Annotated in this window: 17 protein-coding genes; 6 read left to right on the plus strand and 11 right to left on the minus strand. The window is 73.0% G+C overall.

Going from position 1 to position 18,823, the window contains the following annotated elements:
- Nucleotides 1-44: 44 nt before the first annotated feature.
- Both AC067U_RS00735 and AC067U_RS00740 read right to left on the minus strand, forming a co-directional pair.
- Nucleotides 45-902 (minus strand): iron-sulfur protein, encoded by an 858-nt coding sequence (locus AC067U_RS00735; RefSeq protein WP_478827432.1) that lies wholly within the window; start codon nucleotides 900-902, stop codon nucleotides 45-47.
- A gap of 175 nt (nucleotides 903-1,077) precedes the next feature.
- Nucleotides 1,078-2,172 (minus strand): enoyl-CoA hydratase/isomerase family protein, encoded by a 1,095-nt coding sequence (locus AC067U_RS00740; protein ID WP_478827433.1) that lies wholly within the window; start codon nucleotides 2,170-2,172, stop codon nucleotides 1,078-1,080.
- 80 nt (nucleotides 2,173-2,252) lie between these two features.
- On the opposite strand from AC067U_RS00740, the gene AC067U_RS00745 reads away from it, so the two are divergent.
- From AC067U_RS00745 to AC067U_RS00755, 3 genes are all read left to right on the plus strand, one after another.
- Nucleotides 2,253-2,840 (plus strand): dihydrofolate reductase family protein, encoded by a 588-nt coding sequence (locus AC067U_RS00745; RefSeq protein ID WP_478827434.1) that lies wholly within the window; start codon nucleotides 2,253-2,255, stop codon nucleotides 2,838-2,840.
- A 171-nt stretch (nucleotides 2,841-3,011) separates the two neighbouring features.
- Nucleotides 3,012-4,406: a cytochrome P450 family protein gene (locus AC067U_RS00750; RefSeq protein ID WP_478827435.1), complete on the plus strand. Its 1,395-nt coding sequence runs from the start codon at nucleotides 3,012-3,014 to the stop codon at nucleotides 4,404-4,406.
- A 604-nt stretch (nucleotides 4,407-5,010) separates the two neighbouring features.
- On the plus strand, nucleotides 5,011-6,369 hold the full coding sequence (locus tag AC067U_RS00755) for a cytochrome P450 (RefSeq protein ID WP_478827436.1): 1,359 nt from the start codon (nucleotides 5,011-5,013) through the stop codon (nucleotides 6,367-6,369).
- Between the two features lie 27 nt (nucleotides 6,370-6,396).
- Here the strand turns inward: AC067U_RS00755 and AC067U_RS00760 are convergent, their stop codons facing one another.
- From AC067U_RS00760 to AC067U_RS00785, 6 genes are all read right to left on the minus strand, one after another.
- Nucleotides 6,397-7,491: a selina-4(15),7(11)-diene synthase gene (locus tag AC067U_RS00760; protein ID WP_478827437.1), complete on the minus strand. Its 1,095-nt coding sequence runs from the start codon at nucleotides 7,489-7,491 to the stop codon at nucleotides 6,397-6,399.
- A gap of 269 nt (nucleotides 7,492-7,760) precedes the next feature.
- Nucleotides 7,761-8,381 (minus strand): GTP-binding protein, encoded by a 621-nt coding sequence (locus AC067U_RS00765; RefSeq protein WP_478827438.1) that lies wholly within the window; start codon nucleotides 8,379-8,381, stop codon nucleotides 7,761-7,763.
- The gene (locus AC067U_RS00770; RefSeq protein WP_478827439.1) at nucleotides 8,362-8,724 is read right to left on the minus strand and encodes a DUF742 domain-containing protein; all 363 of its coding nucleotides are present in this window, start codon (nucleotides 8,722-8,724) and stop codon (nucleotides 8,362-8,364) included. The genes AC067U_RS00765 and AC067U_RS00770 overlap by 20 nt, the downstream gene beginning before the upstream one ends.
- A complete protein-coding gene (locus AC067U_RS00775; protein ID WP_478828248.1) occupies nucleotides 8,721-9,107 on the minus strand; it encodes a roadblock/LC7 domain-containing protein in 387 nt (128 codons plus the stop codon). The genes AC067U_RS00770 and AC067U_RS00775 overlap by 4 nt, the downstream gene beginning before the upstream one ends.
- Before the next feature lie 35 nt (nucleotides 9,108-9,142).
- Nucleotides 9,143-10,702 carry a sensor histidine kinase gene (locus AC067U_RS00780; protein ID WP_478827440.1) on the minus strand — a complete coding sequence of 520 codons (1,560 nt, stop codon included), beginning with the start codon at nucleotides 10,700-10,702 and terminating at the stop codon, nucleotides 9,143-9,145.
- A gap of 180 nt (nucleotides 10,703-10,882) precedes the next feature.
- On the minus strand, nucleotides 10,883-11,365 hold the full coding sequence (locus AC067U_RS00785) for an Lrp/AsnC family transcriptional regulator (protein ID WP_478827441.1): 483 nt from the start codon (nucleotides 11,363-11,365) through the stop codon (nucleotides 10,883-10,885).
- Between the two features lie 198 nt (nucleotides 11,366-11,563).
- On the opposite strand from AC067U_RS00785, the gene AC067U_RS00790 reads away from it, so the two are divergent.
- Nucleotides 11,564-12,637 carry an EamA family transporter gene (locus AC067U_RS00790; RefSeq protein WP_478827442.1) on the plus strand — a complete coding sequence of 358 codons (1,074 nt, stop codon included), beginning with the start codon at nucleotides 11,564-11,566 and terminating at the stop codon, nucleotides 12,635-12,637.
- Nucleotides 12,630-13,817 carry an aromatic amino acid transaminase gene (locus tag AC067U_RS00795; protein WP_478827443.1) on the plus strand — a complete coding sequence of 396 codons (1,188 nt, stop codon included), beginning with the start codon at nucleotides 12,630-12,632 and terminating at the stop codon, nucleotides 13,815-13,817. Before AC067U_RS00790 ends, AC067U_RS00795 begins: the two co-directional genes overlap by 8 nt.
- Nucleotides 13,818-13,929: 112 nt before the next feature.
- Here AC067U_RS00795 and AC067U_RS00800 read toward each other — a convergent pair whose 3' ends face one another.
- The 3 genes from AC067U_RS00800 to AC067U_RS00810 all read right to left on the minus strand — a co-directional run bounded on the left by AC067U_RS00800 (nucleotide 13,930) and on the right by AC067U_RS00810 (nucleotide 17,892).
- Nucleotides 13,930-15,846 (minus strand): serine/threonine-protein kinase, encoded by a 1,917-nt coding sequence (locus tag AC067U_RS00800; RefSeq protein WP_478827444.1) that lies wholly within the window; start codon nucleotides 15,844-15,846, stop codon nucleotides 13,930-13,932.
- 88 nt (nucleotides 15,847-15,934) lie between these two features.
- On the minus strand, nucleotides 15,935-16,192 hold the full coding sequence (locus AC067U_RS00805) for an agmatine deiminase family protein (RefSeq protein WP_478827445.1): 258 nt from the start codon (nucleotides 16,190-16,192) through the stop codon (nucleotides 15,935-15,937).
- Nucleotides 16,193-16,287: 95 nt separating this feature from the next.
- The gene (locus AC067U_RS00810) at nucleotides 16,288-17,892 is read right to left on the minus strand and encodes an APC family permease (RefSeq protein ID WP_478827446.1); all 1,605 of its coding nucleotides are present in this window, start codon (nucleotides 17,890-17,892) and stop codon (nucleotides 16,288-16,290) included.
- Nucleotides 17,893-18,078: 186 nt separating this feature from the next.
- Between AC067U_RS00810 and AC067U_RS00815 the strand changes: the two genes are divergently transcribed.
- Nucleotides 18,079-18,702 carry a TetR/AcrR family transcriptional regulator gene (locus tag AC067U_RS00815; protein ID WP_478827447.1) on the plus strand — a complete coding sequence of 208 codons (624 nt, stop codon included), beginning with the start codon at nucleotides 18,079-18,081 and terminating at the stop codon, nucleotides 18,700-18,702.
- Nucleotides 18,703-18,823 lie beyond the last annotated feature (121 nt).

Here is an 18,823-nt window from a genome sequence, read left to right on the forward strand (position 1 = left end):
CGGATCGGTCCGGATCGGTCCGGAACGGTCCGGACCAGTCCGGCTCAGCCTTCCTCCTCCAGCCGGCGCAGCCGCTCCGTGTCGCAGGTGCGGGGGCAGGCCTGGCAGGCGCGGGCTTCGGGCAGCGTGTAGTACATGCAGCAGCCGAGCCGGGTGCGGGTCCGGTACTGCTTGCCCTCACGGCCCGTCAGGAGGCGGAAGCCGGCGCCGCCGGGGAACGGCGGGATCGCCTCCGGGAGGAGTTCGGTGGCCGCCCGTACGGCCCGTTCCTCCTGGCCCAGGGTCCGGCCCAGGTACCAGATGCCGGAGATCAGGCAGTCGGCCGCCATCCCCCACGAGGCCCGCGGGCCGCGCCGGGTGCGGGGGCCGAGGGCCGTCAGCAGGGGGCGCACGTGGTCGGCGACGGCGGCCCGGAGCTCGGCGCGCAGGGCCTCCTCGTCGGCGACCACCCGGGCACCGCGCAGGCCGGCTGCGGGGTCGTCCGGCAGGCAGGCGAAGACCTGTCCGGGCAGCACCTGGAGGCTGTTCGTCGCCTCGTCGCAGCGGATCTCGCGGGGTTTGACGCGCGGGACGCGCCGCTCCAGGTACCAGGTGCCGCTCATCAGCAGGCTGACGGCCCAGAGGTGCCGGTTCAGCGCCCGCGAGGCTGCGGCGTCGCCGCGCGGCTCGTGGCCGGTGGTCTCGCGGATGCGGGCCGCCTCGGCCTCGACGAACGCGTCCAGCGCCGCGTCGCCGCCGCCCGCGAGGTCCACTCCGGCCGCCCATGCGGGCGAATCCGGGTGCGCGATCCGCGCGTTGAGGTCCTCACAGACGGCGATGAGCCGCAGGTATCCGCGGGCGAGGAGGTCCGACGCGGCCGGTTCGGCGACTGCCGCCACGGCCCCGGTGGTGGCCGTGGTCATCGGCTCTCCTCGTGCTGCGCCACAACGACTCCCGTCCCGCGCCCGGTTCCGGACACGTCAACCCGTTAAAGGTAAGCCTTACCTTACTGGTTGTGGATCGAGGAGTCGATACGAGATCACCCGGACGGGTCAACGGGCGCCCCGGGCGTTCCCGAGACCCGGGCGCGGCACGGCCTCACGGCCGCGGGAACACGCCCTCCCGGCCGGGTCCGGCGTCCTCGGGGCGGGGGCCGAAGAACGCCGCGACCGCGGCCTCGTCGACCTCCTGGAGGGTGGCCGGGGACCAGTGCGGGTCGCGGTCCTTGTCGACCACCTGGGCGCGGATGCCCTCGACCATGTCGGGCAGGCCCCGCAGGGCCGTACAGGACACCGTGAACTCCTGCTCCAGGGCCTCCTCCAGGGTGCCGAGCGTCCGGGCGCGGCGCAGTGCCGCAAGCGTGATCTTCAGGGCGGTGGGCGACTTCGCCAGGATCGCCTCGGCCGCCTCCTTCGCGGCGGGGTCACCGTGCGCGAGCAGCCGCTCCACGATCTCCTCGACGGTGTCGGCGGCGTAGCAGGGGTCGATCCAGGCGCGGGCGGCGGCGAGCTCCCCGGCCGGGGCGGGCTCGGCGTACCCGGGCAGCACGTCGGCGGCCGCCCCACGGCTCAGCGCGGAGACCAGCTCCGGCAGCCGCGCCGCCGGTACGAAGTGGTCGGCGAGCCCGCACAGCTGCGCGTCGGCGGCACCCACCGCGGTCCCGGTGAGGGCCAGGTGGGTGCCGAGCCCGCCCGGGGCCCGGCCGAGCAGCCAGGTGCCGCCGACGTCCGGGACGAAGCCGATGCCGGTCTCGGGCATGGCCACGCGGGAGCGCTCGGTGACGATCCGGACGTCCCCGTGGGCGGACACCCCCACGCCACCGCCCATCACGATGCCGTCCATCAGGACGACGTACGGCTTCGGGTAGTGCGCGATCCGGGCGTTGAGCCGGTATTCGTCCCGCCAGAAGTCCACCGACCCGGTACCGCCGGTGAGGGCGTCCCGGTGGAACAGCCGGACGTCGCCGCCCGCGCACAGCCCCCGCTCGCCCGCCCCGGTGACGAGCACCTGGGTGACGTCCGGGTCGTGCTCCCAGGCGTCCAGCGCCTCCGTCATCCGGAGCACCATGGCGTGGGTGAGGGCGTTGAGCGCGGCGGGCCGGTCGAGGACGATCCGCCCGGTCCGGCCCTCCCGCCCGACCCGCACTCCGCCGTCCCCGGCCGGTGCTCTTCCGCCGTTCCCGGTCACGGTCATCTCGCGCGCTCCTGTCGTTTCCCGTCGTTCACCGCCCGCCTCCCGCACGGAGGCACGGCCCGGTCCTATCCTCATCCTCCATGGGACGGATCATCCTGCCGGTGTCGGTCTCCCTCGACGGGTACTTCGAAGGGCCCGCACGCGAGCTCGACTGGCACCTGGTCGACGAAGAGCTGCACACCCACTTCAACGAGCTGTGCTCCCGGATGGCCGCCTTCCTCCACGGCCGGGTCACCCACGAGCTGATGGAGGCGTACTGGCCGACGGCGGACCGGGATCCGGACGTGAGCGCGCCGGAGGCGGAGTTCGCGGAGATCTGGCGGTCCATGCCGAAGTACGTGTTCTCCCGGACCTGGGACCCGGGAGAGCACCGGGAGTGGAACACCACGGTGGTCCGGCACGTGGACCCGGCGGAGATCGAGGCCCTCAAGGCGGCACCCGGCGGGGACCTCGCCCTGGGCGGCGCGGACCTGGCGGCCACCTTCATGCGGTACGGGCTGATCGACGAGTACCGGCTGTACGTCCACCCGGTGGTGCTGGGCGACGGCCGGCCGTTCTTCCCGCGGACGGGCACCAGCACCGTCCTCAGCCTGGCTGACACCCACGCCTTCGGCAACGGCGTGGTCCTGCTCCGCTATCTCACCCGGCGGGACGAGGCAGTTTCCTGAGGGGGCCACCGGTACCACGGTGCATGGGAGTTGACCGGGCGCCAGTTCGCGAGACACCGCTCTACGGGTCTCGGGGCCACGGATATGCTGCGTCAGCTGTTACCCGTATGCGTCGGCCTGATCACTCGTTGGTACCTCACCCGGTCAGCCGACACCGCCCCGGAGGCCTTGTTGAGCACCTCACCGTATGACATAGCCCGCACTGCTGCCGTGCCGCCGCCGGCGTGTCCCGCTCACGCCGCCGGCGCCGGACGCACTCGGCTGCTGGAGTCCGACGTCCCGCCGCAGGACCTGTACGAGCAACTGCGGGGGCAGCACGGTTCCGTCGTCCCGGTGCTGCTGCCCGGGGACCTGGAGGCATGGCTGGTCGTCGGTTACCAGGAGATCCTGCACGTACTGCGCAACCCGTCGCAGTTCTCGTGCGACTCCCGCAACTGGAGCGCGGTCAGGGAGGGGCGGATCGCTGCGGACAATCCGCTGCGCCCGGTCACCGAGTACCAGCCGCTGATCGCCTTCACCGACGGCGTGGAACACTCCCGGCTCCGCAGTGCGGTCACCGACAGCCTGGAGCAGTTCAACCGGCAGGGCATCCGCCGGTACGTGACCCGGTACACCACGCAGCTGGTCGAGGGGTTCGCCGCGAGGGGGCGGGCCGACCTCGTGGCCGACTTCGCGGAGCCCCTTCCGGCGCTGGTCCAGGCCAAGCAGTTCGGCATCCCCGCCGAGCAGGCCATCCCCCTCGGGCGGGCCGTACGGGACATGGTGCGGGGCACCGAAACGGCCCTGGAGAGCAACGCGTTCGTCGTCAAGGTCATGCGCGACCTCGTGAGCGAGAAGCGGTCGAACCCGGGCCACGACTTCGCCAGCTGGCTCCTGGCCCACGAATCCGCGTTGAGCGACGTGGAGGCCGAGGAACACCTGCGCCACGCCATGGTGGCCGCCGTGGAGAAGACGGTGAACCTGACGGCCAACGCCCTGCAGGTCGTGCTCACCGACCGGCGCTTCCGCGGCAGCCTCGCAGGCGGGAGCATGACGCTGACCGACGCTCTCGACCACGTCATGTGGGAAACGCCCCCGCTGACGCTGCTCCCGAACCGCTGGGCCACCGGTCATGTGCTCCTGGGCGACCAGGACATCCGGCCGGGCGACATGGTCCTGCTCTCCCTGTCCGCGGGCAACCGGGACCCGAAGGTCCGGCCCGACCTGTCCGTCCCGATGCACGGGAACCGTGCGCACCTCGCCTTCGGCGGCGGTCCGCACCAGTGTCCCGGCCAGGACATCGGGCGCACCGTCGCCGACACCGGGATCGAGACCCTGCTGGGCGCTCTGCCCGACATCGAACTCGCCGTACCGGCGAAGGACCTGCCCATCGAGACGTCCTTCATCTCCAGCCCCCTCGGGTCGCTCCCCGTGCTGTTCAGGCCCCGTCACGGGACACAACCCGGGATGCCCCACCCGGGTGCGTCCGCGGCTCCCGGGATGCCGGCCGCGCCGGCCGCCCCGCCCGTGGCGCCCCCCGCTCCGGCGCAGCAGCGCCGCTCCTGGTGGGCCAGGCTCTGGGGCTGACCCGATGGGGCCCTGCCGCAGGCGGTGGGGCCCTGCCGGTCCGGGCCCGGACCACTGCCGGTCCGGGCCCGGTTGCGGCACCGGGCCGGGACAGCGGGCACCGGATGCGCGCGTACGGCGACGAGCGCAGGGACACCGCATGCGCCGTCGCGTGGTCGACCGCGGCCCAGGCAGCCACCGCGGGCTCGCCGGGAAGCCGCGCCGGCACCATCGGGCAGCCGTGGGAACGCATTTCCCGCGCCTCTTCGACGGGATCCGCGTGCGGGTCCAGACGCAGAACGGGATGAGACAGGTCCAAGGGGAACGCTGCAACTCGTAGGCATGCTCGCACGCGCAGACCGCTCCCTATCGAGCGGCGGCAACAGTGAGCCACCGGTTGTTGACTGACTGCCCGTCATTTCATCGCCGGAGAGCAGGTCGTCACCTGCGGGAAGACGCGCGCGGGGCCAGGGGAGGCGCGTCCGGGCCGCGCCCGCCGACGGCACTTGGCCGGGAACGATCTTGACGTTCGCCCGGCGGTCACTTTCTCTGGGGGCGACGGTTCCGGTTGCCGCCGAACAGGAGATCCTTTCTCGTACACTCCCCCCAGAGAGGACCCTCGACCATGTCGACAGTCACCGAGCCGCGCCCCCTCACCTCCGTTCCGCCGGCCCCCGGAGCCGTCCCGCTCCTCGGACACACCCTCGCCCTCTGGCGCAACCCCTTTGCGTTCATGACCTCGTTGCGGCAGCACGGCGACCTGGTGCGCGTGAACCTCGGCACGATGCCGATGTACGTGGTGACCACGCCGGAACTCGTCCACGAAGTGACCGTCCGCCAGGCGGGCTCCTTCGTGAAGGGCCGGTACTTCGAACGGCTGAAGCCGCTCGCCGGCAATGGACTGGCCAACTCGGACGGCGAGTTGCACCGGCGGCACCGCAGACTGATCCAGCCGATGTTCTCCCGTGAACGGATCGCGGGCTACTCCGAGATCATGAGCAGCAACGCCCGGGCCCTGGCGGACTCCTGGTCACCCGGCGACGTCATCGACCTGGAACCGGTGATGGCGGGGTACGCCGTGGAGACCCTGGCCCGCACCCTGTTCTCCACCGACATCGGCCGGCCCGCCGTCGACGCCGTACGGCAGCACCTGCCGGTCCTGCTCGCGAACCTGCTGGTGCGCGCGGCTTCACCCAAGTTCCTGGACCGGCTGCCGATCCGGGCCAACCGTGATTTCGACCGCGCGGCGGCCAGCCTTCGCGCGGTCATCGAAGAGGTGATCGCCACGTCCCGCTCGGCGGGCACCGGGGACCACGACGACCTGTTGTCCCTGCTGCTGGCCGCGCAGGACCCGGAGAGCGGCGCCGGGCTGTCGGACGAGTCGCTGCGCGACGAGCTGTCCACGCTGCTCTTCGCCGGGGCCGAGACCACTGCCGCCACCCTCGCCTGGACGTTCCACGAGCTGGCGGGCCGTCCCGAGGTGGAGGCGGCACTCCTCGCGGAGATCGCCGAGGTCGTGGGCGAAGACCCGGTGGCCGCCCACCACGTGCCGCGGCTGCAGGGCGTACGGCGGGTGATCGACGAGGTGATGCGGCTGCACGGCGTCACCCTGCTGATGCGCCGGACCACCGGGACCGTCGAGCTGGGCGGGGTGACCATGCCCCCCGGCACGGAGGTCGCGTTCAGCCTGTACGCGATCCACCGCGACCCCGGCCTCTACGAGGACGCCGACCGGTTCGACCCCGACCGGTGGCTGCCCGAGCGGCAGGCATCCGGGCCGGGACGCCTCGCCTACATCCCCTTCGGGGCCGGCAACCGGAAGTGCATCGGTGACCAGTTCGTGTGGATGGAGGCCACCATCGCCATCGCCACGATCCTCAGGAAGTGGCAGCTGGTCCCGGTCGCCGGACACACCCCCCGGGAGGTCGCGTCGGCCGTCGCGCACGCCGACTCCATACCGATGACGGTGACCGCCCGGCAGTGACCCGCCGGGCGGGTGCCGCTCCGTGGCTCAGCGGGCGCCGATCAGCCCGCCGAGCCGCCGGCCGGCGCCCGCCGGGGACGGCCCGTCCGGCACCAGGTCCCACCACCAGGCGACCGCGTCGATGTCCAGGACCTCCAGGCGGTCGCCGGTGGCGGTCTCCGAGAAGGAGGTCGGCAGTCCCGCCGGGTCGTCGGGGGTGGTGTACCGGACGGAGCTGATGCCCCAGTCCTGATAGCCGCGGATGAAGCTGCGCAGGCCGGCCACGTACTGCCGGATCCTCGAGCTGCCCTCCTCGGCGAGCCGGTCGGTCAGGCGGACGAAGGCGTCCAGCACCAGGTCTCGCTGGGCGACGGCCCGGACCATCGCCTCCTCGGGGGTGAACCCCTCGGTCTCCAGCACGCGCAGCACGTTGAGGTAATAGCCCCCCGCCGAACGCTCCTTGTGGTCGGAGAGGATGTCGTTGTCCCAGGTGATCACGAACGACGCCATCTCCTCAGCCGCCCGTACGGCGGGGTGGTCCCGTTCGTGGGGTTCGAGCTCGTAGCCGTGGGCCATCTCCAGCATCGGGAAGACGACCGTGGTCGCCCCGTCGTACAGCCGCATGAGCGTGTAGTCGGTCAGGCCGGGCACGGTGCCGGCCCGCCGGTGGGATGCCTCCCAGACCACGGAGAAGGCGTACTCGCGCAGGCAGGCGACCCAGCGGACGGCCTGGCTGTCCGTCCCGTACGCGTCGACGCGGAACCGGAGGTCGCGCAGACCGCTCGCCAGCGGATCCCCGTCCAGCATGGGCAGTTCGGGGTTCTGGGCGACGCGCAGCAGCCGGTGCAACGTTCCCGCAAGATCGCCCGGGCGCTGCCCGAGGTTCCCCTCCTCGCAGTACCCGTCATCGACCCCGAACAGCCACAGCACGAAGTCCGCGAGCATCCGCACGACTTCCTCACGGCCGTCGGGCAGGATCCGTGCCGCGAAGACCCCGATCTCGTGCCGGACGAGCCGACGGCGCAGCTCGGCGGATCCGATCTCGTGCGTCTCGGCCCAGGCCGCGGTCTGGACGTCGATGTCGGCGTGGCTCGGATGGATCGCTGCCGGTATGGGGGTAAACAGTGGGGGGATGACTGTCACGAGCCGGGTCTCCTCTGTCGTGGGCGGCCAGATCCGCGCTCCGTCGCGCGACCGTGCGCGCCCGTACGTACACTTCGAGTCGTGATCATGCGGTATCGAAGTGCCTCCGGCCAGTGGGGCAATCTGACCAGATCCGCACAGCCACCTCATACGTACTGACAACTTCCTCTGAATTTAAGGGAGTTGATACGCAGACGCCTGCCCGTCCACCCCGTCCCGCCGTGCGCCGCACCAAGGCGCGGGGCAGGGCGGGACGGGCGGTCCGGAGCTCAGGAGACCTGCGGGGTGACCGCGAGGGAGTGCAGATAGCGCATCAGCGTCAGCAGGACGTCGCGGCTGGAATCCCGGTGCCGGGCGTCGCAGAGCACCAGCGGCACCGACGCGGGCAGGTCGAGGGCGCTGCGCAGCTCCTCCACCGGGTACTGCGGCGCGTCCGGGAAGGAGTTGACCGCGACGACGAAGGGCACGCCGCGTTCCTCCAGGCGGCCGATCACGTCGAAACTGACCTCCAGCCGTCGGGTGTCCACGAGCACCACGGCCCCCAGGGCGCCCTCGAACAGGCCGCGCCAGAGGAACCAGAAGCGCTGCTGGCCGGGGGTGCCGAAGAGGTAGAGCACCAGCTCTTCGTTGATGCTGATGCGGCCGAAGTCCATGGCCACGGTGGTGGAGGTCTTGCGCTCCACCCCGGCGGTGTCGTCGACGCCGACCCCCGCCTGGGTCATCGTCTCCTCGGTGGTGAGCGGACGGATCTCGCTCACCGAACCGACCAGGGTGGTCTTGCCGACCCCGAAACCACCGACGATGACCACCTTGACCGCGGCGGCGGCGGTGGCCGGCAGTTCGTCCTCGCGGCGCGGTCCCGCGGGCAGCTCAGAGTTTACGAAGTCCATCGATCACTGCCTCAATCAGTGCCAGGTCGGGAAGTTGTGCCCGGGTCACGGGCGCGCGGGAGATCACGTGCTGCGCGGTGAGCAGGTCATCGAGCAGCACGGTGGTCGCGCTCACGGGCAGGCCGAGGTAGGCGGACACCTCGGCCACCGAGAGCGGCGACTGGCACAGCCGCATGATCGCCGCGTGTTCCGGCTGCATGCCCGGCTTGGGCCCCGTCCTGGCCACGATCAGGGTGACCAGGTCGAGGGTGGTGGTGGGTTCTAAGGGCTCACTGCGGCCGCCGGTGATGACGTAGAGCCGCTCGGGGCCGCTCTCGTCCCAGGTCCGGCCCGCGTCGCTCACGCGGGCTGCCTGTCGTCGCGCGGCGGGCTGCTCAGGTGTGATCCGATGCGGGCCACCAGGTCGCGCATCCGCTGGCCCATCAGCCCGGCGTCGACGCCCTCGTCGGCGAGGACGGCGAGGTAGGCCCCGGCGCCGGCCGCCATCAGGTAGAAGAAGCCGCCGTCCATCTCGATCACCACCAGCCGCATCCGTCCGCTGCTGTGCGGGAGTTCGGAGGCCACCGCACCGGCCAGGCTCTGCAATCCGGCGCAAGCGGCGGCGAGCCGGTCGGCGGTGTCGGTCTCGGCTCCGTACTGGGCCATGCGCAGGCCGTCGGCGGAGAGCACGATCACGTGGCGGGTCTGCGGAACGCTTTCGGCCAGGTCCTTGAGCATCCAGTCCATGTTGGTCGGGCTGGTCTGGTGCTTCTGCTGCTGACTCACGGCTGTTCTCCCTTGCTCGCCGAGGCCGGCGAGGTTTCGGTGTGGTGGCTTGCACCCGCCTGGCTGTCCCCTGACAGGCCGCTCTGGAAGGCGGCCAGCCACATGCCTGGCTGGACCTGGGGTGCGGGTTCGGCTGCTGCCTGGCCCGGCAGGGCGGCAGCGGCCTGGTCCGGGAGGGCTACGGCCTGGTCGGGCTCGGCCGGCAGGGCCACACGGTTCTTGCGGCGGCGCTGCGGAAGCCCGTTGGGGGTCCGTTCGGTCACGATCGGGGCCTCGTCGTCCTGCTCCGCCGGGGCGGCGCTCCGGGTGGGTCCGGTGACGGCCCGGGGAGCCTCGCCGGCCGCGGCCGGCGGCGCGATGGCCGCGCGGGGGCCGGAGGCGGTGCCGATGCCGTGGGCGACACCGGTGGCGGATTCGGCGGTGGTGATGAGCCCCTGCGGGATGACGAGGACGGCGCGGACACCGCCGTAGGCCGAGGAGCGCAGGGACACCTTGAAGTCGTACGCCTGGGCGAGCCGGCCGACGACCGCGAGGCCGAGGCGCGGGGTCTCGCCGAGGTCGTTGAGGTCGATGCCCTGCTGCGCCTCGCGGAGCATGCGCTCGGCGCGGGCCCGGGCCTCCTCGCTCATGCTCAGGCCGCCGTCCTCGATCTCGACGGCGATGCCCGAGTTCACCTCCACCGCGGTCACGTGGACCTTGGTCTGCGGCGGGGAGTAGCGGGTGGCATTGTCGAGCAGCTCGGCGAGCGCGTGGATGAGCGGCTCGACGGCGGGTCCGACCACGGCGACCTGGGAGACCGAGTGGAGCTCGACGCGCTGGTAGTCGATGATCCGCGACATGGCACCGCGCAGCACGCTGTACAGCGGGACGGCGCGGTTCCACTGGCGGCCGGGGCGGGCGCCGCCGAGCACGGCGATGGAGTCGGCGAGCCGGCCGATCAGCGCGGTCCCGTGGTCGAGCCGCAGCAGGTCACCGAAGACGCTCGGGGACCGGCCGTGCCGGTCCTCCATCTCCCGGAGTTCCTGTGCCTGTTGGTGAACAATGGCCTGAACACGTCGGGCGATGTTGACGAAGGCGCGCTGCGCCGAGTCGCGCAGGTCCTCCTCGGCGACGACGGCGTCGAGAACGGAGCGCAGCACCGCGAGGTGCGCCGCCCTGAACTCCGGGGTCAGGCCCGGCCCGTAAGCGTCCGGAGCCACCAGGGAGGCCAGCACGTCCTCGGGGAACTCTCCCTTGCGCAGACGTGCCACGACGTCGGGCAGCAGCACCTGGGCGAGCCGTGCGGTCTCCGCCTCCTGCCGGGCGAGCGCCTCGGCCTGGCCGGCCGCCCTGGCCCGCAACTCCGCGATGAGCCGGTCACCCCGTGCCGCGGCGGCACAGATCAGCGCCACGGAGACGCAGGCCGCGGCGCCGACCCAGGCGACCGGGGTACGGGCGGGGGCGGACACCGACATCGCGGTGACCGCGGCCGCCACGGCGGTCACCACGGCGGGCAGCGCCCACAGGGCGGTCGACGCGGACCCAGGGCTTCCGGGCGACGATCCCACTCGAACCATCAGAACCCTCAAACGATCGAAAGCGAATGATCATTGGACAACGGCCCGGAAGCTTAGCGGCTCTGTGCACGGCACTTGACAACCGGTCATGAATTCGAGACGGCTACGGGCGTCCCGCTCCCGCCAGTTGGCTGGATCTGATCGGTCGACCGATCGGCGGACACCGGGACGGACCGGACCTCAGCGGGCGCGGGAGCGGGCCGGGGAGGCCGGGGCGGGATAGGTGCGGGACTGCTTCACACTGCCGAAGGCGAAGCTGGACTCGATCGACGAGATGCCCGGAATGGCATGGATACGGGTCCGCACCAGGGCCTCGTAGGCCTCCAGGCTCTCGATCACCACGCGCAGCAGGTAGTCACTGCTCCCCGCCATCAGGTAGCAGTCCTGGATGTGCTCGATCAGGGCCACGTGCCCCTCGAAGGCGGCGACGGCCTCGGCCGTGTGCCGCTCCAGCCGGATCCGTACGAACACGGTGATCGGCAGCCCGTAGGCGACCTGGTCGATCATCGCGGTGTAGCCGCGGATCAGACCGGACTCCTCCAGCCGGCGGACCCGGCGCAGGCAGGGCGACGGGGAGAGGCGGACGCGGTCGGCGAGGTCCTGGTTGGAGAGCCGGCCGTCGGTCTGCAGCTCGCGGATGATCTGGAGGTCTACGGCGTCCATGGGGCACTCCCGGTCCGGCCGGGCCGTTTCCCGGCCACTCTTTGGCAGATCCTGCCCCAAACGTATGTTCCAGCGACAGAACTGGCAATCGGCTGCCCCGGCCGAAGCCCTAGCGTTGCGGCCGGGCGCGAAACCCGCGCCCGTACGGCTTCCGGCGGTGTCCGGAAACGGTGTCCGGAGAGAGCGGGGAGGGGCGCGGTGCCCGCGACCACGAGCAGGCGGAGCAGTGCCGCCGAGGCAGCGGCCACGGCCGCAGAGGCCGCAGCGGCCGGGGCGGCGGCGACGCCCGGGGCGGACGAAGGCGCTCCTGCGGCCGCGGCCGCAGGACGGCCGGCGGCCCGCCGCGGGCCGTCCCCGCAGACGGCCGGCCTGGTGGCCCTGTTCCTCACCGTGACGATCTGGGCCGCGTTCGCGCTCAGCGCCCGGGCGCTGTCCTCGTCCACCCTCCAGCCCGCCGACGCCGCCCTGATCCGTTTCGGCCTGCCCCCGCTGCTGCTCGCGCCGGCCCTCTGGCGGCGGCGCCGGCAGATCGCCGCGGTCCGGCCCGGCCCGGCACTGAAGATCGCCTGCGGCGCCGGCGTGCCCTTCTTCCTGGCGGCCATGTACGGCGGGTCCCTGACCTCCGCGGCCTTCGTCGGCTCGATCGTGCCCGGTGTGGTCCCGCTGTTCGTCTCCGCCCTGATGGCCGCCCGCGGGCACGGACTGCCCCGCGGCACCCGGGCCGCCGGCCTGGCGCTGATCGCCGCCGGCGTGCTCGCCCTGGTCTGGCGCTACGTCGTCCCCGTCGACAGCGACGTCCTGGCCGGCTCCGGGATGCTGCTGCTGGCCGGCGGCCTGTGGGCGCTGTACACGGTCGGCCTCCAGGAGGTGGACCTCGACCCGGTCGGGTCGATCGGGCTGCTGTGCGTCCCCTCCTTCCTGCTGATCGCGCTGCTGGTGGCCACCGGGGCGCTCCCCACCTCGCTCGGCCACGCGACGGCCTCCGACATCCTCCTCTTCACCGTGGTCCAGGGCCTGGGCGTGGGCCTGTGCGCCGGACTGCTGTACGCCTACGCCATCCGCCGGCTCGGGGCCCAGCGCAGCGCCGTGATCGGCACCCTCAGCCCGGTGCTCGTCGTCCTGCTGGCCGTTCCGCTGCTGGACGAGTCCCCCACCCTCGCCGTGGCCCTCGGCGTCCCCGTCATCACCGCGGGCGTCCTGCTCGCCAACCGTCCCGCCTCCCGTCCCGCCGACCGCCCCTCCACCCGATCCGAGGTCACCACCGATGCTTGAGCTGCTGCCCGCCCCGCCCGTGGACCCGCTGTGGGAGCTGACCGCGGCCTACGGCGCCGACGACCGCCCCGAGCGGCTGAACCTGGTCCTCGGGGTCTACCGCGACGAGGCGGGCACCACGCCCGTGATGCGCGCGGTCCGCGAGGCCGAGATCGTGCTGGCCGACCGGTCCGCCTCCAAGGAGTACCGGGGCCTGTCCGGCAACACCGCCTTCAACCGCGCCATGCTGCGGACCGTGCTCGGCGCCGGCGGCGGCCCGGCCGACCGGGCGACGGCGATCCAGACGGTGGCCGGCACCGGAGCCCTGCGACTGCTCGCCGACCTGGTGCGGCACACCCGTCCCGGCACCACCGTGTGGATCAGCGACCCCGCCTACGTCAACCACCGTCCGATCATGGAGGCGGCCGGCCTGCGGGTGCGCACGTACCGCTGGGTGGGTGCCGACGGGCACCACGACGCGGCGGGCATGCTGGAGGACCTCCGGCGGGCGGGCCGCGACGAGGTCGTACTGCTCCAGGGCTGCTGCCACAACCCGACCGGCGTGGACCCGTCGGCGCGGACCTGGACGGAGATCGCGGACCTGGCCGCCCGGAACGGCTGGGTCCCCCTGGTCGACCTGGCGTACCACGGGCTGGGCGACGGCCTGGAGGCCGACCTCGCGCCCACCCGGATGCTGGCCGAGCGGCTCCCCGAGCTCCTGATCGCCGTCAGCTGCTCCAAGAACTTCGGCCTCTACGCCGACCGCACCGGCTGCGCCATCGTGCTCAGCCCGTCCGCGCGGGCGCTCCGCCACGTGGACACGGCCCTGCAGAACGCCGCCCGCACCCTGTACTCGATGCCGCCGGAGCACGGCGCGGCCATCGTCGCGACCGTCCTGGGGGACGCGGCCCTGCGCGCCTCCTGGCAGGCGGAGCTGGACACCATGCGGGACCGGATCCGCGCCAACCGGGCGGATCTGACCACCCGGCTGACCGACCTGGGCAGGCCGGCCCTGGCGGCGGTCCTCGCGGGCCAGAAGGGCATGTTCTCCACCCTGCCGCTGGGCGAGGAGCAGATGCTGCGGCTGCGCGGGGAGTTCGCCATCTACGGCACCACCACCGGCCGCATCAACATCGCCGGGATCCAGGCGGAGCGGATCCCCTGCCTGGCCCGGGGCATCGCGGCGGTCACCGCTTCCTGAGCCTGCCGCGTGGGTCCCGGGGAGGGACCCACGCGGCCGCACCGGCCGTCCGGCCCGCCCGCACCCCGGGGCGGGCCGGACGGCCGGACTGCTCGTTACCCGGTCGGCCGGGCTACTTGTTGCGCTTCCAGAGGGTGACCTCGGTCCGGTAGGTCGGGATGTTGTAGAGCTGGTTGGTCGACTCCTCGATGGCGACGATCTTCACCAAGGCCAGGTTGCCCGCCGAGGTCACCGTGCACAGCAGATCGCCCTTGACGATCTGGGCGGTCGCCCCGTTGACGTCGGACCTGCCGAGCTTGCTCGGGATCGGGTTGGTGGCCGCGCCCGTCTCGCACTCCTCGGGGGTCTCGGCCTTGCTCTTGCCGAAGGAGGAGCTGGTCTCGATGTCCTCGAAGCCCATCTGCATGTCCCGGTCGCCGCTGCTGATGCCGTCCATGAAGGGCGCCACCTTCGGGAAATCGAGGTCGACGTCGTAGGTCTCGCCGAACTTGCGGCCGGCGAGCAGCTTCAGCGGCTTGTCCTTGAAGACCACCGTGTAGGGGGGAGCGGCCGGGGAGGCGGGCGGCGACGAGGCGGGCGGAGTCGCACCGCCCTTCGCCGCCGCGGCCCCGGACGGAGAGCTCTTGGCCCCGTCCGCGACCTTGCCGTCGTTGCCGGTGGCCTGGGTGCCCTTGCCGCCCTCGTCCTCGCCGCGGGTGACGAACCAGATCCCGCCCGCGGCCAGGGCGAGCACCAGGACGCCCGCCCCCGCGATCAGCGGCACCCGGCTGCGGCCGCCGCCGGGGGACGCGGGAGCCGGGGCGGCGTACGCGGCCCCGGACGCCGTGGGCGCCCCGTAGGGAGCGGCACCGGGGTACGGGCCGCTGCCCGGCCCCTGCATGGGCGCGTACGCCGGGTGCACCGTACCGGACGGGGCCTGGGTGGGGGCGTACGCCTGCGGGGCCGCGGGAGCGGCGGCCGCCTGGGTGGGCGCGTACCCGGGCGCGGGCTGCGCCTGCGGGGCCTGGGTGGGCACGTAAGCGGGCGGGGCCGGGGCCGCGGGCGCCTGCGTGGGCGCGTACGCCGGCGGTGCCGGGGCGGCGGGGGCCGGGGGTTGTGCGGGCGCGGGCGGGTTCTGGGCGAGGTGCTCGCGCCGGGCGATGGCTTCGGCGACCGGCGCGGGCAACCAATGGCTGAAGTCGCGCAGTTGGCGGCCGGCGGCCCGCTCGCACCACTCGGCCAGCTCGGCCGGTCCGGGGCGCGCGGCGGGATCGGCCGCCAGGCAGCGCTCCAGCAGCGGCCGGATCTCGTCCGGGTAGCCGCTCAGGTCCGGGGCCCGCTGCGGGGTGTTGGCTATGGAGGCGGCGATCGAGATACCGGCGCCGTCGCCGTACGGGTGGCGGCCGGTGGCCGTGACGGCGGCGATCAGGCCGAGGGCGAAGATGTCCGTGGCCGGGGTGACCTGCCGGCCGAGGGCGTGCTCGGGCGACATGTACTGCGGGGTGCCGATGAACCCGCCGCTGCGCGTCAGTTGGGTGGTGTCAGTGGCCCGCGCGATACCGAAGTCGATCACCCACGGGCCCTGCCCGCCGAGCAGGATGTTGCTGGGTTTGAGATCCCGGTGGATCACCCCGGCCGCGTGCACGGACTGCAGCGCCTGCGCCGTGCAGCCGATCAGCTGGAACACGGCGGGCAGCGGCAGCGGCCCGTGCTGGGCGAGGGCGTCGTCGAGCGCCAGGCTCGGCACGAACGCGGTGGCGAGCCAGGGCTGTTCGCCGCTGGTGTCGTGGTCGAGGACCGGCACGATGTGGTAGCCCTGGACCTGGCGGGCCGCCTGCACCTCGTGCTCGAAGCGGGTGCGGAAGTCCGCTTCCTGCGCGAACTCCCGCCGGATGACCTTCAGCGCGACCGGCTGGTTGCCCCGGGTCCGGGAGAGGTAGACGGACCCCATGCCGCCCTCGCCGATCCGGGCGAGCAGCCGGTACCCGGCTATCTCCTGCGGATCGTTCGGCCCGAGTGGGCTCAGTACGGCGTCTTCGACGTTGGGCATCCGTTCCCCCTTGGTGATCTCGGAGTTGAGATCGTATAGGCCGTTCCGGACTGCCCCGGAACGGCCCCGTCACCCCCTCGGGCCGAGTTCAGGAGGCGTCGGGCACGTGCTGCGTGACGCAGTGGATGCCGCCTCCGCCCCAGGGCAGGACCCTGGTCGGGATGCCGACGACCTCACGCCCCGGAAACCGCCCGGCGAAGCGGGACAGCACCGCGGCTTCCGTCGGCTCCCCCGCGGTCGGGACGACCACGCTGCCGCTCGTCAGGTAGTGGTCGGCGTGGCTGAAGGTCTCCACCAGGGCGCCGTTCACCCGGAACCGGGGCTGCTCGTGCAGCCTCCGGGTCACGTAACGCTTCTTCTGCGGGGGCCGTCCGACGGTGACGGGCTCGGGGCGGGGCGGGGCGGGGCCGGCACCGCGGGCCGTGCGGTGCCGGCGCCGCCTCAGGAGTGCTCGGGTGCCGGAACCGCGGCGGCCTCCGGAGTCCCGGGGGCTCCGGTGCCGGCGCCCGTGGCGGCAGGGGTGCCGACGGCGGCGGGCCGGTCGGCCTCGCGGAGCTTCTCGTGGGGGCGCTTGGCGGCCAGGTGGAGCAGGCCGGTGCCCAGCACCACGGCGGTGCCCAGCAGGGCGGCCCACACCTGGTACCAGGGGGCGTCCGGCGGCGCGAGGATCGCGCGCGGCCAGCAGACGTTGACCACCTCGAAGGCCGTCCAGGCCACGGCGAGGGCGTTGAGGACGGTGCCCTTGCGGCCCTGCCGGATGTGCCCGGAGGGCACCCAGGTCCCGCGCAGCCGGGCGACGAGCGCGGCGAGGGAGACGAGGAAGAAGGGGAGGTAGGTGGCCGCGGTGCCGAAGGCGATCAGGCTGCCGATGGCGGTGGCGTTGAGCCCGAGGGCGAACGCGCTGCCGCTGATGAGGGTGGAGGCGACCAGCCCGCCGATGGGGGCCTGACGCCGGTTGACCTTGCGGACCTGCCCGGAGAAGGGGAAGACCCCGTCGCGGGCCAGTGAGAACAGGCCGCGGGCGGCGCCGCCCTGGGAGGCCATCGCACAGGCCAGGAAGCCGACGAGCACGACGACCACGAACGGCTTGTCCGACCAGCCTCCGAAGGCGTGGACGACCGCGGTGGTCACCGGGTCGAGGTCCTGGCCGGCCACCACGTCCGCGGGCTTCGGGTGGGCTAGGGCGACCGCCATCGCGTTGAGGATGACGACCAGTCCGACGCTGAGCAGCGCCCACCACATGGCGCGGGGCACCTGGCGGCCGGCGTCCTTGGTCTCCTCGGCGGTGGAGACGCAGGCGTCGAAGCCGATGAAGGCCCAGCCGGCGACGGCGACCGCGGCGAGGAAGCCGAGAACGGTGGAACCGCCGGACAGGGCCTCGGCGCCGAGCGTCTCGGTGAACAGCGGGAAGCCGTGCTCACGGAAGAACAGCAGCAGGACCAGGCCCACCAGCACGGACGCGACGGCCTCCGCCGCGATCCCGAGGGAGACGAACCACCGCAGGATGGTGATCCCGTACGCGTTCACCAGCATGCAGGCGAGCAGGATGCCGACGGCCACCGCGACCAGTCCGCCGGGCGTGGGGGTGGCGCCCACCAGGGCGTACACCCACGGTGCGGCGAGGTAGGCGACCGTGGTGTTGCCGAACATGACCGCGAACTGCCACACCCAGCCGCTCAGCCAGCCGAACGCCGGGCCCAGCAGCCGCCTGCCCCACTGGTACGGCCCGCCGGCCAGCGGCCACTGCGAGGTCAGCTCGGCGTAGACGTTGACCACCAGGCACTGTCCGGCGAGCACCAGGGGCAGGGCCCACACCCAGAGCGGGCCCGCGACCGTGGTTCCCACCATGGACACGGCGTAGAGGGCGACGACCGGTGAGACCACCGCGAAGCCCATCGAGATGTTGCCGAGGATGCCCAGGCTGCGGCGCAGCTCCTGGCGGTAGCCGAGGTCGCGGAGCCGGGCGGCGTCCGTGTTGGCCGGGGCCTGCGGCGCCGCCGGATCGGGCGGAGTGGCCGGGATCCGGCCGTTCGGCGTGTTGTTCATGATCACCTCACCGGGCGCCCCGGGCCGTCACCGGTCCCGCGAGCGCTAAATCTAACCGCGTTAGGTAAACGAGGTGGCTGGAATGTAGCGGTGGACCCACGGGCTTGTGAAGCGTTTCCGGCAGGTAACCTGCAGCTCCGGCGCACACGGCGGCGCGGACCACGGGGAGTCACGGAGGAGTCACGGATGGCACGGCCGAGCCAGACCCTGCTCAGCCGCGCGATCATCGCCCGCGCGGCCCTGGAACTGCTGGGCGAGCAGGGCCTCGAAGCCCTGAAGATGCGGACGATCGCCGACCGGCTCGGCGTGCGCGGAGCCTCCCTGTACCACCACGTCGCATCCAAGGAGGACCTGCTCGACGCGGTCGCGGAGCTGATCAACGACGAGATCGACCTGGGTCCGCTGGCGGACCCGGGCGGTCCGGAGGGCATCGCCGCGTACGCCCACGGCTACCGCCGCGTCTACCTCCGGTACCCGCACATGATCCCGCTGGTCGCCCGCCACCGGGTCTCCTCCGACAAGGCGCTCCGCGGCTACGACGCCCTGCTCGGAGCACTGGTCCGGGCCGGGTGCACCCCGGCGGGCGCCGCCGAGGCCGCCGCCGCCCTGGACAACCTCGTCCTGGGCTCGGCCCTGGAGACCTTCACCGCGGGCTTCACCCGCACCCCCGCCGACTACCTCCCCCGCTACCCGGACCTGGCCGCGTCATTGGACGCGGCGGGCGCCCGGCCCGGCGGCCTAGCGGAGTTGGACGCGAGGGGCTTCGACCTCGGCCTCCGCCTCCTGCTGCGCGGCCTGCCGGCCACCTGACTGGCCGACCGGGCAGCACCCGGCCCGAGGCCCGGCGAGCAGCAGTCGGCTTCCCTGCCTGGCGAATCCGACGAGGTTGATCCGCCGGTCAGGTCCACTGCTGTCATTCGGGCCCACGGCC

This window comes from Streptomyces sp. NPDC043853, assembly GCF_056436025.1.